We start from the raw sequence: 15,031 nt of genomic DNA, 5'->3' as shown, positions 1-15,031 counted from the left end.
CCTCGATTAGTTGCCTATTGTGGCTGATCGCTGGCCGTCCAGGCGTAATGCACGGCGTAGTCCAGCGTGGCCTTGCCGTTGGCCGGCACGTCGATCCTGAACTCCAGCGTGTCCGTGGTCTGCTGACTGGGCTTGCTGCTCGACGACGCCAGCGTCCACTGGCGCCAGCGGTTGGGATGCTCGCGCACAGTGATCACGCGCGCGCTGTCGCTGGCGTTGCTGAGTACGATGCGGAAGGCTTCGTCCAGCGTATGGCCGGCCTTGTCGACGCTGAAATGCGTGCGCGTGCGTTCGGCGTGCAGATCGAACGCGGTGCCCAGGGTGATGCTCGCATCGCTGCCTTTGGCGGTGTCATTGATGCGACCTTCGCCGATAAATTGCGGCGTGCCGTTCTTGTCGGCGGTCAGCACGCGCAGATAGCCGGCCGGCAGGCTGTCGAACGCCTGCAGCTTCAAGGTGCTGACGATCGCGCCGCCGCCGTCCTGATTGAAGTTTTCGTCCACCATCGGCTGACCCGGCAGGTAGCTGTTGCCGTTTTCGAATAGCGCGGTGCGTTCACAGCTCATCGTGCGCGTGGCGTACAGCGGCACCTGACTCACGCTGCCGTCGGGCAGGTCGATGGCGCCGGGCAAGGTGTAGCTGCGGTAATCGGCGAGCGTCGACTGCTCAGGCATCGCATCGGCGCTGGTCATCGCGCGAGCGGCTTTCATCATCATCGGCCGAGGCGCCGAGGCCTTGGCGAAATTCGGTTCGCCGGCGATCAGGGTGAGCTGGCTGTCCTTCCAGTCGCGGCCGCTGCGGTTGGCGATACTGGCATGCGATTCGAACTGCATGCGGCACGCGCTGCCCGGCTGCAGCGTCGCGACATAGGCCGCACGCCAGCCGAGGCCGGCGGTGGGATAGCTGAGCACGGCCTTGCTGGATCCGGAGCGAGTGGCATCGATGCGCAGATTGAGGCTGGCACCCGTGGGAAAGTCCGCGCCGGTGGTTCGCACGCCGGCGTATTGGGTAATCAGCGTGGTGCTGCCGTCGCCGCTACGGACCAGCAGTGCGTCACCCGCGCGCAGCAACGTGCCGCTGGCCAGCGTCTGGCCCGTGCTGCCCAGTACGTCGACGGCCTGGCCGGTCAGTCCGGTGAGCGCAGCGCCCTGACCCTGCGCGAGAAGCAGCCGCTGCGAGATAACTTTCGCCCCGCCGTCCGGAAAGCCCAGCGCCAGTGCCTCGGTGTCCAGCGATGCAGGCAGGTTGCCGATCACCACGTCATGCAGGCCGGCGCTGAGGCTTAACTCGCGCTGTTCACGCACCACCGCGTAACCGCCGCCGATGCTGCCATCGGTGCTGCCATCGGTGCTGCCGGCGTAGAGCGCGGCGTCGTCGCTGCGATAGAGAGTCAGCTGCGTGCCGTCGGCAGCATGGGCAGGTGTCCGACTAGCGGCGATGAGGCCGCCAACAATGGTCAGGGCAAGCATGGCGCGGCGGGCTGAAAACATCGGCAGGACTCCCTTGAAAGTACCAGCGCCCATCATAGCGGCGGCCGATGAACGCCGTTCTCCCGAATCATTCGGGTGACCTCCAGGGCGTTGGCTATCGATCGCGATCATCGACATGCCGGGGTCTGCTTGGCGACTGGCCGCTACTTGGCTTCGGAACCGTAGAGCAGGGCGTGCGAGATATCCGTTGTGGCCTGGCGCAGGTGCATGAGGGTGAAATCGATCGTCTTCAGGGCTGTGCGGCGCTCGATGAAAGGTATGGTCAGTGCGCAAACTGCGCGATCATGTTCCATGACGGGTGCGGACAGGTCGGTGACGCCGTCCACTTCGCGGCTGGGATGGCTGGCGTAGCCCTGGGAACGTATTTGCGTGATGGATTTCAGAAGCTTTTTGCGATCGAACTTCGGCTCGTTCTCGGCAATGATGCGCAGCCACTGCTCGCGAACGTGCTCACTCTGCCAGCACAGCAGCACTTGGCCAGAGGCCGATTGCGCCATCGGCCGGCGGTGTCCGATGCGAACCACCAGGCCGATATCGCCGGGCGGATCGACGCGGGCGATCACGACGATCTGATCGCCCGAAGGCACGACCAAATGGCATGACTGGTCGATCTGTCCGGCCAGTCGATGCATGATCGGCAGGGCGGTTTCCACCGCGCTCTTGACCGGTGGCTGTTCCATGCCGAGTCGGAACAGCCGCGGCGTGATCGAATAGCCTGCATCGCCATCGCCGCGGCTGATGTAGTCGCGCTCTTCGAGCACCTGCAGCATGCGGAATATTTCGCCACGGGATCGCCCTACGCCGTCGGAGATGTCGGCAATACTCAACGGCGCGTGCGCCTTGGCCAACAGTTCGATGATGTCCAGCCCCTTGTCCAGGGCAGGGGCGCGATATTTGGGGGGAACCTTGGGCATGGTGGTCGCTGGCAAGGAGAAAGAAGCCGACATTCCGCGTCGGGACGCTTACAAATAACGACATCGAGTGTACGCAGATGCGCACGGCGCAGGGAACGTTGTTGCGCTGCAGCTTGTTATGCTAATGAACATTATATTCATATGCGCACAAGGAATCCCTCGCTGCATGCTTTCGGCATGACAGTGGCGCCGAATGGTGGAGCAGACCTATGTTGCATTCGAACAGTGAAACGATAGCGGTGACATCGGCGTCGGGGAAGTCCGCTTCCGGCCGCCTGGCGCTGTTTTTGGTCATCACCTTGTTTTTCATGTGGGGAGTGGCGAATAACTTGAACGATGTCCTCGTGGCTCATTTCAAGAAAGCTTTCACGCTGTCCGATCTGCAGGCCGGCTTGGTGCAGAGCGCATTCTATTTTGGCTACTTTCTCGTGGCGGTGCCCGCGGGATTGTTCATGCGGCGATTCGGTTACAAGGGTGCCATTGTGTTCGGCCTGCTGCTTTACGGTGCAGGTGCGCTGTTGTTCTGGCCTGCCGCGGCGTCGGCCAATTACAACAATTTCCTGCTGGCATTGTTCGTGATTGCAGCAGGACTGGCGTTTCTGGAGACATCGGCCAATCCGCTGGTGACTCTGTTGGGGCCTGCCGAGTCGGCTACGGCACGGCTCAACCTCGCGCAAGCGTTCAATCCGCTGGGCTCGATCACCGGCATATTGATCGGTCAGTTTTTCATCTTTTCCGGCAACGAGACGGCGCCGGAAAATCTGGCTGCGATGCCGCCTGCCCAACATCACGCTTATGTGCTTTCCGAGGTAGCTGCCGTGCAGTGGCCTTACCTGGTCATCGGCCTGGTGGTTATCGGCTGGGCGATACTCATCGCGATGACGCGATTTACCCTTTATACGAGGCCGGGGGAGACGTCTGCTGCCGCGCCAACGAGGGTGCCGCTGCACCTATTGCGCGACGCGCGCTTCATGGGGGCCGTTGCCGCGCAATTCTTTTACGTGGGCGCGCAGGTAAGCGTGTGGAGCTACCTGATTCGGTATGTTCAGGCGACCATGCCTGGAAGCACCGCGCGCTATGCGGCCAATTTTCTTACCGCGTCGCTGGTGTGTTTCATGCTCGGCCGTTTTGCCGGTGCCGCGCTGATGAAATATATTCGGCCCGCCCAACTGCTGAAGGCGTTTGCGCTGACTAACGTCGTACTGACTCTCGTGGCAGTGCTGCTGCCTGGTTTGATCGGGGTATACGCGCTGGTGGCCTGTAGTTTTTTCATGTCGGTGATGTACCCCACGATTTTTGCATTGGGCGTGGAGGGGCGCGACGATAGCCAGCGCAAGTTCGGCGCTTCGGTATTGGTGATGGCCATCATCGGCGGTGCCGTGCTCACGGCGGCGATGGGCGCGGCCTCCGATATGGCGGGTATCGCTCATGCCATGCTGGTACCCGCCGCGTGTTTTGTGCTGATTCTGCTGTTTGCCGCGCGTCATGGTCGGCAGGTCGGGCGCGTATGACGAGGCTGTATTTTGCGCTGGATCTGCACGACGACGAGGCCGCGATTCGCCAGTACGAACAATGGCACCAGCCCGATCGCATATGGCCCGAAATCGTCGCCTCGATCCGCGAGGCGGACATTCGCGAGATGGAAATCTTCCGCACCGGTCCACGGCTGGTGATGGCGATGGAGGTGGGGCACGCGTTCGATCCGCAGGCTAAGGCAGTCGCCGATGCCGCCAACCCTCGCGTGCGTGCGTGGGAAGCGTTGATGGAAGATTTTCAGCAAGCGTTGCCATGGGCGCAGCCCGGCGAAAAGTGGGTGCCCATGACGCGCATTTTCAGTCTGCAACAGTGCGCTGACTGAATCGCCGAAGCGTCTGCATCGACCTGGTTGAATCTTCAGCGGCGCAGGATCACCGCAGGATCGATATGGCGTGCGTCGCGCTGGCCGGTAAGCGCCATGCTGACACTGAGCTCGCGGCGGATGATGTCGATGGCTTGTGTCACGCCGGCTTCGCCACCTGCACCCAGGCCATACAGGAACGCCTTGCCGATCAGTCCGGCCCGCGCGCCCAGCGCCAGCGCCTTGAGCAGATCCTGTCCGCTGGTGATGCCGCTGTCGACAAGCACTTCGGTGGAGCCCGCCACAGCGTCGACGATACCGGCCAGCATGTCGATGCTGGCCGGTGCACCGTCGAGCTGGCGACCGCCGTGGTTCGACACCACGATGGCATCCACGCCGTATTCGGCGGCGAGGCGTGCGTCGGCGGCGTCCATGATGCCTTTGAGAATTAGCTTGCCGGGCCACAGCTCGCGAATCCAGCCCAGGTCTTGCCAGTTCAAGGTGGGATCGAACTGGCTGGCGATCCACTGCGCCAGCGTGGTCAGGCTGTCGGCGCCCCCAATGCGGTCTTCGAGGTTGCCGAACGAGCGACTGGGTGCCTGCAGCACGTGCCACGCCCAGCGCGGTTTGCTGGCGATGTCCAACACGTTGCGCAGGGTGATCTTCGGCGGCACGGAAAGCCCGTTCTTGATCTCCCGGTGCCGCTGGCCCTGCACGGTGAGGTCGGCGGTGAGCATCAGTGCGGAACACTTCGCGGTTACCGCACGCTGAATCAGCTCGCGGGTAAAGCCGCGGTCGCGCATCACGTAGATCTGAAACCAGAACGGCGTATCGGTGGCGGCGCGCACCTGTTCGATCGAGCAGATCGACATCGTGCTGAGACAGAAAGGAATGCCGGCCTTGGCCGCGGCGCGCGCGCCGTGGATTTCCCCGCTGCCGTGTTGCAGCCCGGTCAGGCCGGTCGGTGCGATCGCCAACGGCATGCTGACGTTCTGGCCGATGATTTGCGTGGCGAGCGAGCGCTCGTCGACGTTGCACATCACCCGCTGGCGCAGTTGCAGTCGGTCCAAGGCGGCGCGATTTTCGCGCAGCGTGGTTTCCTCGTAGGAGCCGCGGTCGGCGTATTCGAAAAACGCGCGAGGTACGCGCCGGCGCGCGGCCTCGCGCAGGTCCATGATATTGGTGATGGGCTCGCGCGTCGGCATCAGGCGCTGGCAGCCAGGGAGAGGTCGCGCCATACGCGTCCTTCGGGAAACTCGTGAGAGGCCATCGATGCGGCCCGCATCTGTGCAGAGAAGCCTGGCGCCACCGGTGCCATGTAGCGACCGTGGCGGATCGTCACCGGGTCGACGAAGTGTTCGTGCAGATGATCGACGAACTCGATCGCGCGATCCTCTTTTTTGCCGGTGATGGCGATGAAGTCGGCCATCGCCAGATGCTGTACTAACTCACATAGGCCCACACCGCCGGCATGCGGAAACACGCGCACGCCGAACCTGGCGGCCAGCAGCAGAATGGCCAGGTTTTCGTTGACGCCGCCCACGCGCGCCGCGTCGATCTGCACAAGATCCACGGCTTGCGCCTGGAATAGCTGTTTGAACATCACCCGGTTGTGCGTGTGCTCGCCGGTCGACACCGGCATCGGCGCGATGCCTTGACGGATCGTGGCGTGTCCAAGGATATCGTCGGGGCTGGTCGGCTCCTCGATCCACGCAATGTCGAATTCCTTCAGCCGGCCTAGCCACTCGATGGCCGCCGTCGTATCCCAGCGCTGGTTGGCGTCGATGGCCATGGCCACGTCCGGACCGATGGTCGCGCGCGTCAGCCGGCAGCGGCGCACATCGTCATCGACGTTGAGCCCCACCTTGAGCTTGACCGTGCGAAAGCCTTCGGCGACCGCCTCGCGCGCCAGCTGCTGCATTTTTTCGTCAGAGTATCCAAGCCAGCCCGGCGAGGTGGTGTAGGCCGGATACCCTTCGGCCAGCAGCTGGCGGATGCGTTCGTGCTTGTGCGGTTCGGCGGCCTTGAGCATGGTCAGTGCGTCGGCCGGCGACAGGGCATCGCTGATGTAACGAAAGTCGATCTGCGATACAAGTTGTTCGGGCGTCATGTCGGCAATGAAACGCCACAGCGGCTTGCCGGCCCTGCGCGCAGCCAAATCCCACGCCGCGTTGATCACGGCGCCGATGGCCATGTGCATGACGCCTTTTTCCGGCCCCAGCCAGCGCAGCTGCGAGTCGCTGGTGAGGTGCCGCGCGAAAGCCCCAAGATCACCGATCACTTCGTCCACCGAGCGGCCCACGACCAGATGGCGCAGCGCTGCCAGCGCCGCCGTCTGCACGTCGTTGCCGCGCCCGATGGTGAATACCAGGCTGTGTCCGCTCATCTCGCTGCCGAGATCCGTACGCAGCACGACGTAGGCCGCGGAATAGTCCGGATCGGGATTCATCGCATCCGATCCGTCGAGCGTGCGCGACGTGGGGAAACGAATATCGTGCGTCTCCAGCTCCGTGATTTTCGCCATGGCGATGGGGTCTCCGTCGTGCCGCGTCAGTGAATCGATAAGAGGAAAAGGCTCAGCTTGCATCGGCGGGATGCGCCACGACGCGTTGCCGCTGTTGTCCCAGTCCTTCGATGCCCAGTTCCATCACGTCGCCAGGGCGCAGGTAAACTGGCGGATGCTGGCCCAGGCCGACGCCGGCTGGTGTGCCGGAACTGATGATGTCGCCCGGCAGCAGGGTCATGTAACGACTGATGTAGCTCACCAGGTGGGCAACGCCGAATACCATCGTGCGGGTATTGCCCTGCTGATAACGGTGGCCGTTGACCTCGAGCCAGAGACCGATGTTCTGCGGGTCGGGTATCTCGTCCGCGGTCGCCAGCCAGGGACCGAGCGGACCGAAGGTGTCGCAACCCTTGCCTTTCACCCATTGACCGCCGTGCTCGAGCTGGAACGCGCGTTCGGACACGTCGTTCACCACCAGGTAGCCCGCGACGTGGTGGAGCGCGTCGGCTTCGGACACATCGCGCGCCATGGTGCCGATGACGATGCCGAGCTCGACCTCCCAGTCGGTTTTCAGCGAACCGCGCGGGATCATCACCTCGTCGTAGGCGCCCACGATCGAGCTGGTCGCCTTCATGAAGAGCACCGGCTGCTCTGGCACGGACGCGCCGGTCTCGGCGGCGTGATCGGCGTAGTTCATGCCGACGCAGATGATCTTGCCGACCCGTGCCACCGGCGGGCCAAGGCGCACGCCATCGTCGACGATCGGAAGCGTGCTCGTATCGATGGCGGCAAGGCGGCTTAGGCCTTCGTGCCCGATAACCGTATCGTCGATATCGCCGACCTGGGCCGCCAGGTCGCGCAGGCGGCCTTGCGCGTCGAGTATGCCGGGGCGTTCCTGGCCTGGGTTGCCGTAGCGTAGTAGTTTCATGAAAAGGTTCCGTCAGTTCGACCAGCCACCGTCCACGATGTGGATGGTGCCGGTGGTGAAAGAAGATTCGTCGGAGGCCAGATACACGGCGAGCGCCGCGATCTCACGCGGTTCGCCGAGTCGACCCATCGGCTGGCGCTCGGTGAAGCTGCGCCATACCGCGGCCTCGTCGCCGCCCATCGCGCGCACGCGCTGTTCCAGCGACGGGCTTTTGACCGTGCCCGGGCAGATCGCATTGCAGCGCACGCCGCGTGTAACGAAATCGGCGGCGATGGACCGCGTCAGTCCGATGACCGCCGCCTTGCTCGTGCTGTAGGCGAAGCGGTTAGGCACGCCCTTGACGCTCGAGGCCACCGACGACATGTTGACGATGCTGCCGCCGCCGCGCTCGAGCATGCCGGGCAGCACCGCCTTGCACAGCTGAAACATGCTGTCGACGTTGATGGCGAACGAGCGCTGCCAGCTGGCTTCGTCGGTGTCCAGGATGGTGCCGGCGTGGACGTAGCCGGCGCAGTTGAAAAGCACATCGAGCGCTCCGGCGCGCTCGACCAGCGCGGCGATGGCGGCGCTGTCGGTCACGTCCAGCGGTGCGGTGGCGATGGCCGGATGTTCGCCAGCCAGGCTGGCCAGCGCCGAAGCATCGATATCCGTCGCCAGCACTTGTGCACCGGCTTCGGCAAAGGCCACGGCGGTGGCGCGGCCGATGCCGGCACCGGCCGCGGTGACCAGGGCGGATTTTTCGCGCAGCCGGCCGCTCATGCCAGCCGCCGATACGCTGATGAAACGGCGCGATAACGATGCTGGATCATGCGGGGTTCTCCGAAGAAGGGGAAAGGGCGGGGGCTGTGTTCAGCCCGTAAAAATCGATGGCGTTGGACGCGAACAACTGCGCCTGCGTGCCCGGCGCAAAGTGCGCGGTCAGACGCATGGCCAAGCGCAGCCAGTGGCTGTAGTCGCTGCGGGTGGTGAGCACTGGCCAGTCGCTGCCCCACATAAGGCGTGCGGCGCCAAAACTGGCGAAAAGCCGTTCGACCCACGGTTCGATGGCCGTTTCCGCTTGGCCTTCCCCTAATTGGGTGAGCAGGCCCGAGAGCTTGCAGTGCAATCCCGGCAATTGCGCCAGCGCGTCGATCCAGTGAATCCAGCGGACATTTTCGCTGTCGACGATCGGCGGCTTGGCCGCGTGATCGAGCACGGCGCGCAGCTCGTGCTGGCGCTGCAGGCGCCGATGCAGCGCTGGCAGCTGATCGATAGTGACCAACGCATCGAACGTCAGGCCGTGTGCCTGCAGACAATCGAAGGCGCGATCGAGAAGCGGGTTGTTCAGCCAGTTCGGGTCGACGATGTCCTGCGCCATCGGGCGGATGCCGCGCAACAGGCCGTCGCCGTCGCGGGCCAGCTTTTCTATACGCACGGTGGCATCGTCGGCCGCCATGTCGATCCAGCCGACCACGCCCAGCACGCCAGGGTCGGTGCGGGCCAGATCGAACAGATAGCGCGTTTCGTCCTCGCTCGGCGCGGCCTGGATCAGCACGCTGAAATGCACGCCGGCAGCGTGGCGCTGGCCGAGTAGATCATGCGGAAGAAAGCTGCGTTGCAGCAGTGCCGGTGCGTGCGCCAGCCAGTCGTAGTCGCCGCGATCCGGTTGCCAGTAATGCTGGTGTGCGTCGACGATTTTCATGGCACGGGGACATCGGCACAGAGCAGGCCCAACTCGCGCAGTGCCGGCCAGATCGCCGACGCTATGGGCATCTGCAGACGCTCGGCGGCGATGTTCACCTCCGCTGGCGAACGCAAGCCGCAGACCACGCTGGCAACTGCGGGGTGCGCCAGCGGAAATTGCAGCGCCGCCGCACCCACGTCGGCATCGGCAGCGGCGCAGATGTCGTACAGGTACTGTGCCTTTTGCCTTACTTCCCGTGTAGCTGCCTGATAGTTGTAGAACTCTCCCGGGCCGGCGGAGTCGCCCAACAGGCCGGAGTTGTAGGGTCCGGCAGCCAGGATCGCCACGCCCCGTGCCTGAGCCTCGGCCATGACGGCACGACTGTGCTGTTGTTCAAATAAGGTGTAGCGCCCGGCGAGCATGATGGCGTCGAGCGGGAACTGCCGCATCACTTCGAGACACACCGCTTCCTCGTTGACGCCTAGCCCGATGGCACGGCAAACCCCGCGGTCGCGCAGCTCTGCCATGGCAGGTAGCGCTTCGTTCAATGCTTGTCGAAGGACATGCTCGTGCCGCGCACCGTGCGTCAGCGCGCCGATGTCGTGTAGCAGAAGCAACTCGACGTGATCGGTCTGCAAATGGGCGAGGCTGGCCTCGATCGAGCGCATAACGCCATCGCGGCTGTAGTCGAAATGCGCGCTGCCTTGGTCGACGGCGAAACCGTCCGCGTGATCCACGTTGCTACGGCGGCTTTCGATGACACGGCCCACCTTGGTCGACAGGGTGAAGCTTTTTCGATCGAAGGCGGACAGCGCCGTGCCCAAACGACGCTCGCTCAGTCCGTAGCCGTAGTAGGGCGCGGTGTCGAAGTGACGAATGCCTCGTTGCCATGCACGCGATACGGTGTCGATCGCCGTGGCGGTGTCTACGGCAGCATACAGATTGCCGATCGGCGCACCGCCGAAGGCGAGCGGCGAGAGCACGATGCCAGACTTGCCGACGGCGCGTTCGGCGCGGGTTGTTACCTCGGATGTCGTCATGAGTCGTTCTCCAGACCCTCGCCCCGTCCATTGCACCGGACTTTTTCAATCATTGCCGGTCATGATGGCGCAATTGATTCGTGTGTGTACAGATAAACTTTGAGTTCATATGTGGCAATGCAGCACGTAAGATGCTGATTTTTTTGTTGCGGCGAGCAGGGAAAAGGTCTAAGTTGCGTTCGGGTTACAGATAAACATAACGTTCGCTGATGAACAACATGGCCGTACATATAGACGGCCAGTCGGCGAAGGGACGAATGGCATTCGCGGGGTGGCGGGTGGATATGCACGGGTCGACAAAGCATCGGCATGACGCAGCTTCGGGCAAATCACCGCCTGCGCAGCTCGTGGCGGACGGCGCCTCGGTGAAAGCGGCGGCAGTTTCCGATTCGCTTCAGCGCACTGCCGTGCAGCCTGATCGGAAGCGCGGTGCGTTCCTTGCTGCCGACATTGGCGGCACGCATGCACGCTTGGCCCTCGTAGCGTGCGGCGCCAGCGGCAGTGCTCCTGTTTTGCTGGATTACCTTCTGTACCGATGCGCGGATCATCCGCACCTGCAAGATCTCATTCGCTGCTTTTGCGAACGCTCAGATGTGCGGCCTCGGCATATGGTGCTGGCCTGTGCCGGTTACGAGCATGCAGGCATGGTGGTCAATAAAAATCTGGCGTGGCCGGTCATACCCGCCCAGATTGCGACCGCGCTGCAGATGGATGAGGTTTGCCTGCTCAATGATTTCGAGGCGCTTGCCCATGCCACGGCGCACCTCGATGAAAGCAACACCACGCTGCTGAAATCGGCGCAGTCGAACATGCCGGTGCAGGGACCTGTGGCGATCATTGGGCCGGGCACCGGGCTGGGCGCCGCCGTGCGCTTCCCAGGCAATCCGTCGCGTGTGTTGGCTACCGAAGCCGGTCAGATACAGCTGGCTGCACGCACCGCGCTGGAGCAGCAGCTGTTGTCGCATTTGGCAATGGCCAACAGCCACGTGCCCTATGAAACCGTGCTTTGCGGCCCGGGCCTGCACCGCCTCTATCTTGCCCTTTGCGCGCTGCGCGATCGCTACCCCACATTGAACACGCCGGCAGAGGTTTCCGCCGAGGCGCTTGCCGACGAAAAGTCCCTGGCACACGAAACGCTATCGCTCTTCTGCGGCTGGCTGGGATCGTTTGCCGGCGATCTAGCGCTGCTGTACGGGGCGACGGGTGGGGTGTACCTGGCCGGTGGTTTTCTGTCGAAGATCACCGAGTTCATGCGCGCCAGCGAACTGGTCGACCGTTTCACGGACAAGGGCGTGATGCGTCCGCTTCTCAACCGGATTCCGATCCACGTGGTCGATCACGGTCAGCTCGGCGTTATCGGTGCCGCCAGCTGGTTTTTGCAGAATCGCGCCGAAGCGGGAAAGGTTTCGCAATCCGTGGGCAACGAACAGTGAGTCGCTATACCCACGGCCAGTGCGACTGATTTTCTGCAGGTCTCGTCAGGGGACGTGACCTTACCTCCAAGAACGCAAGAACGCTTCAATTGAGGGGAATACTTTTATGAAAAACAATAAGGCATTTTTGTGTGCGAGCATCCTCGCCGGCCTGGGCATGGCCGTTGCCGCGCACGCGCAGGATGTAACCGCAACAGCCCCGGCGCAGGCCGCGCCGGCTCAGAACGGAACTCCCGCAAAAGCCATGACGCCCGAGGAGCGGGCGAAGCAGAAGCAGGCGCAGTCACTGCAGGCGGTGACGGTCACCGGTTATCGACAGAGCCTTGCAAAGTCGCTCAACATCAAGCGCAACGCCAACGCAGTGGTCGACGCGATCAGTGCCGAGGACATCGGCAAGTTTCCCGATACCAACGCCGCCGAATCGCTGTCGCACTTGCCAGGCATCACCGTGGACCGGCAGTTTGGCGAGGGCGAAAAGGTCAGTATCAACGGCACCGATCCGGCGCTCAATCGCGTGCTGGTCAACGGGCAGACCATTGCATCGGGCGACTGGGGCGGCAATCCCACCGACACCAGCGGCCGCACGTTCAACTACACGCTGCTGTCGCCGCAGATCATCGGCAATATGGAAGTCTACAAGTCGCCCGAGGCGCGCCTGGACGAAGGCAGCATCGGCGGCACTGTGATAGTGAATACCCGCAAGCCGCTGGACCTGCCGGCCAATACACTGCGCGGTTCGCTCGGTTACGATTACAACGACCGCTCTCGTGATGGGAATCCGCGTGGTTCGGTGCTGTGGAGCTGGAAAAACAGCGATGGCGATTTTGGATTTTTGACAGCGCTGACGCATGACAAGGAAAGTTTGTCGCGAGCGGGTATCGAATTCTTCGGCTACTCCATGCCGGGCGTCGGCGGCATTTCACCGACAGCCACCGTGCACGGCAGCGGGGACGTGGCTACGGCGAAGTACCCGGTCGGCATCAATAGCGATTACTTCCAGCAGACACGCCAGCGCGATGGCATTCAGTCGGCACTGGAGTGGCGGCCCAACGACAAGAACGATTTCAATCTGACCGGCATCTACATTCGCGGCACGTACAACAACTACAGCGAAGCGCGCTACGTCTGCCCCGGCTGCGGCGACCTCAACAAGATCACCGACCTGACGCTCAACAATGGCTACATCACCAATGCCACGGTGTCCGGCAATACCGCCAATGGCCAGCCCTACGCCGAGCTGGATGCCAACTACCGCAAGTCGACGGTCACCACCAAGAGCTTGAACCTGCGCCACGACTACAACGGTGACGAGTGGGTGTTCACCAGTCAGGTGGGCTACACGGCGGCGGCGGGCGGCAAGGATCCGGAATACCTGATGAAGTACCTGCTGCAGTCCGGCGGTTATAACTTCGGATACAACGGTCGCGATACCTCCGTCAATTACGACAACGGTTCGGCCGCCAACTGGGGTCTGCCCGCCGCACCGGCGGGTTCGGCGCCGGGTGCCAACATCGATGGAAAATATCAGGCAGGCGGCATCGATTACCAGCAGACCGAGGATCGCGAGCGCTATGCGCAGTTCGACGCCAGCCGCGACCTTGAGTGGGGCCCGATAAACCAGCTTCAGATGGGTTTCAAGTACATCAACCACGACAACCTGCAGAACGCTTCCGGCAACCGCATCAACACCACTGATGCCATTTCGCTCAGCCAGTTCAATCCGGGCACGGCGCCGAGTGGTTTGTTCGACGGTCTCAATGCCGGCGGGGATTTGAACAACTGGCCGACGGCGAATCTGGCCGATGTGGAGGCCTATCTCAAGAGCCAGCCGCAGGGAGCCTACACCCTCAATTATCCGTCGATCTTCAACGTCCGTGAAATCACTCGCGATATCTATGCGCAGTTGAACTTTGAGGACAACGGCTTGCGCGGCAACTTCGGTGTGCGCTATGTGGACACCACCGACAAGTCCAATTACTACCAATCCAGCAACGGCGGCGCGTATTACCTGGTGCAAGGCAAGACCCGCTACTACAAGCCCTTGCCGAGCTTCAACATCGCCTACGACCTCGATGAGAACAAGGTCGTGCGCTTCGGCGTTTCCAAGGTCATCGCGCGACCACGTTACGAGGACTTGGCCGGTGCGGTGTCGTTGAATGGCACGGGCGGAAACTACACCGGCAGCGCGGGCAATCCGAACCTGAAACCGTATTCATCGACCAATTTCGATCTGGCCGGCGAGTGGTATTTTGCCCCGGCCAGCCTGCTGGCTACCGAGCTGTTCTATCGCAAGATCGGCAACTACATCGTCGATACGACCACCAATCGTTCTTATCTCGACCCGACCACCGGCCAGACCAACGTCTATTCGATCACCTCGCCGATCAACGTGTCTGGTGCCAAGGTTCGCGGTATTTCCTTGATGTATCAGCAGGATCTTGGCTACGGCTTTGGCCTGCAGACCAACTACACCTACGCGCATGCCGACACCAGTCCGGGGTTGAACCTGCCGTATCTGTCCAGAGACACCATCAACATCATTCCCTACTACGAGAACGGGCCCTGGACCGCACGTGTCAACTATAGCTGGCGCACGCCCTATTTCACCGAGATCGGTCGGCTCGATGCGCAGCAGTTCTCCGACCAGTACAAGGAGCTGGACCTCAGCGTCAGCTACCAGATCAACGACTGGATGGGCGTGACATTGAGCGCGACCAATCTGCTCGAATCGACTTACTACTCGTACAACGAGGTGAAATACGCGCCGATCGGCGAGTACAAGAACGGACGCACCTACTCGATCGGTTTCAACTTCAAGCTTTGATGCAACGTGTGCGTTAACACTGGCGGCGGGATATTTCTCTCCCAAGTTTCTCCTGTCGCCAGTGTCTTTTTTTTGGCGGAGCTATCGCTTGCGGCCCGCGCGACACGATGGATGGTGCTGATGCAAAGAGCGTGCGATCTGACCTGGACGAGTTGCCCTGGCGCCGTAGAAATGTTTTCCGGACGCGTGCAACGCGTGCACGATTCCCGCAGCAAAGGTGGTTATCGGGAGGTACTTCGTTGTCCCTGCTCCCAGTGCATCCCATGCAGGATATTCTGCCAACGCCGAGGCCTAGGGTCTTCATCGTTGGCCATGCTGTTTAAACGAACGGTGGAACGCGCCACAGGCGAAGGTGGAATGCTTTGGCGTTGCTACAGCCATGTGTCGCATCTAACC

Annotated in this window: 12 protein-coding genes; 4 read left to right on the top strand and 8 right to left on the bottom strand. The window is 62.4% G+C overall.

Annotated elements, in window-relative coordinates:
• Positions 1-14 precede the first annotated feature (14 nt).
• Positions 15-1,490: a DUF4139 domain-containing protein gene (locus HDE78_RS03760; RefSeq protein ID WP_179477195.1), complete on the bottom strand. Its 1,476-nt coding sequence runs from the start codon at positions 1,488-1,490 to the stop codon at positions 15-17.
• 143 nt (positions 1,491-1,633) lie between these two features.
• Positions 1,634-2,404, bottom strand: a complete 771-nt coding sequence (locus HDE78_RS03755; protein ID WP_179477194.1) for an IclR family transcriptional regulator — start codon at positions 2,402-2,404, stop codon at positions 1,634-1,636.
• A 212-nt stretch (positions 2,405-2,616) separates the two neighbouring features.
• On the opposite strand from HDE78_RS03755, the gene fucP reads away from it, so the two are divergent.
• Together fucP and HDE78_RS03745 are read left to right on the top strand one after the other, a co-directional pair.
• Positions 2,617-3,915 carry an L-fucose:H+ symporter permease gene (fucP, locus tag HDE78_RS03750; protein WP_255457647.1) on the top strand — a complete coding sequence of 433 codons (1,299 nt, stop codon included), beginning with the start codon at positions 2,617-2,619 and terminating at the stop codon, positions 3,913-3,915.
• Positions 3,912-4,262 carry an L-rhamnose mutarotase gene (locus tag HDE78_RS03745; protein WP_179477192.1) on the top strand — a complete coding sequence of 117 codons (351 nt, stop codon included), beginning with the start codon at positions 3,912-3,914 and terminating at the stop codon, positions 4,260-4,262. Before fucP ends, HDE78_RS03745 begins: the two co-directional genes overlap by 4 nt.
• 35 nt (positions 4,263-4,297) lie before the next feature.
• Here the strand turns inward: HDE78_RS03745 and HDE78_RS03740 are convergent, their stop codons facing one another.
• Genes HDE78_RS03740 through HDE78_RS03715 form a run of 6 tightly spaced genes read right to left on the bottom strand, consistent with a single transcriptional unit; the run spans position 4,298 to position 10,378 of the window.
• Positions 4,298-5,479, bottom strand: coding sequence for an alpha-hydroxy acid oxidase (locus HDE78_RS03740; protein ID WP_255457615.1), 1,182 nt, complete (start codon positions 5,477-5,479; stop codon positions 4,298-4,300).
• On the bottom strand, positions 5,446-6,765 hold the full coding sequence (locus tag HDE78_RS03735; protein ID WP_179477191.1) for an L-fuconate dehydratase: 1,320 nt from the start codon (positions 6,763-6,765) through the stop codon (positions 5,446-5,448). The genes HDE78_RS03740 and HDE78_RS03735 overlap by 34 nt, the downstream gene beginning before the upstream one ends.
• Positions 6,766-6,817: 52 nt before the next feature.
• Positions 6,818-7,675 carry a fumarylacetoacetate hydrolase family protein gene (locus HDE78_RS03730; RefSeq protein WP_179477190.1) on the bottom strand — a complete coding sequence of 286 codons (858 nt, stop codon included), beginning with the start codon at positions 7,673-7,675 and terminating at the stop codon, positions 6,818-6,820.
• A 12-nt stretch (positions 7,676-7,687) separates the two neighbouring features.
• A complete protein-coding gene (locus tag HDE78_RS03725) occupies positions 7,688-8,434 on the bottom strand; it encodes an SDR family oxidoreductase (RefSeq protein ID WP_179477189.1) in 747 nt (248 codons plus the stop codon).
• Positions 8,435-8,480: 46 nt separating this feature from the next.
• Positions 8,481-9,356 carry an amidohydrolase family protein gene (locus HDE78_RS03720; RefSeq protein WP_179477188.1) on the bottom strand — a complete coding sequence of 292 codons (876 nt, stop codon included), beginning with the start codon at positions 9,354-9,356 and terminating at the stop codon, positions 8,481-8,483.
• A complete protein-coding gene (locus tag HDE78_RS03715) occupies positions 9,353-10,378 on the bottom strand; it encodes an aldo/keto reductase (RefSeq protein ID WP_179477187.1) in 1,026 nt (341 codons plus the stop codon). The genes HDE78_RS03720 and HDE78_RS03715 overlap by 4 nt, the downstream gene beginning before the upstream one ends.
• Positions 10,379-10,785: 407 nt before the next feature.
• Here HDE78_RS03715 and HDE78_RS03710 point away from each other — a divergent pair, with 407 nt between their 5' ends.
• A complete protein-coding gene (locus HDE78_RS03710) occupies positions 10,786-11,811 on the top strand; it encodes a glucokinase (RefSeq protein ID WP_343205679.1) in 1,026 nt (341 codons plus the stop codon).
• Positions 11,812-12,055: 244 nt separating this feature from the next.
• A complete protein-coding gene (locus HDE78_RS03705; RefSeq protein WP_179477552.1) occupies positions 12,056-14,635 on the top strand; it encodes a TonB-dependent receptor in 2,580 nt (859 codons plus the stop codon).
• The last annotated feature ends 396 nt before the right edge of the window (positions 14,636-15,031 follow it).

Source organism: Rhodanobacter sp. K2T2, assembly GCF_013408815.1.
Classification (GTDB): domain Bacteria; phylum Pseudomonadota; class Gammaproteobacteria; order Xanthomonadales; family Rhodanobacteraceae; genus Rhodanobacter.
This window is presented reverse-complemented; position numbering and strand designations above follow the sequence as displayed.

Bases quoted from the DNA above. Each gene is read 5' to 3' on its own strand.
- HDE78_RS03760 (WP_179477195.1), bottom strand. From the start codon at position 1,490: ATGTTTTCAGCCCGCCGCGCCATGCTTGCCCTGACCATTGTTGGCGGC.
- HDE78_RS03755 (WP_179477194.1), bottom strand. From the start codon at position 2,404: ATGCCCAAGGTTCCCCCCAAATATCGCGCCCCTGCCCTGGACAAGGGG.
- HDE78_RS03745 (WP_179477192.1), top strand. From the start codon at position 3,912: ATGACGAGGCTGTATTTTGCGCTGGATCTGCACGACGACGAGGCCGCG.
- HDE78_RS03740 (WP_255457615.1), bottom strand. From the start codon at position 5,479: ATGGCGCGACCTCTCCCTGGCTGCCAGCGCCTGATGCCGACGCGCGAG.
- HDE78_RS03735 (WP_179477191.1), bottom strand. From the start codon at position 6,765: ATGGCGAAAATCACGGAGCTGGAGACGCACGATATTCGTTTCCCCACG.
- HDE78_RS03730 (WP_179477190.1), bottom strand. From the start codon at position 7,675: ATGAAACTACTACGCTACGGCAACCCAGGCCAGGAACGCCCCGGCATA.
- HDE78_RS03725 (WP_179477189.1), bottom strand. From the start codon at position 8,434: ATGAGCGGCCGGCTGCGCGAAAAATCCGCCCTGGTCACCGCGGCCGGT.
- HDE78_RS03720 (WP_179477188.1), bottom strand. From the start codon at position 9,356: ATGAAAATCGTCGACGCACACCAGCATTACTGGCAACCGGATCGCGGC.
- HDE78_RS03715 (WP_179477187.1), bottom strand. From the start codon at position 10,378: ATGACGACATCCGAGGTAACAACCCGCGCCGAACGCGCCGTCGGCAAG.
- HDE78_RS03705 (WP_179477552.1), top strand. From the start codon at position 12,056: ATGACGCCCGAGGAGCGGGCGAAGCAGAAGCAGGCGCAGTCACTGCAG.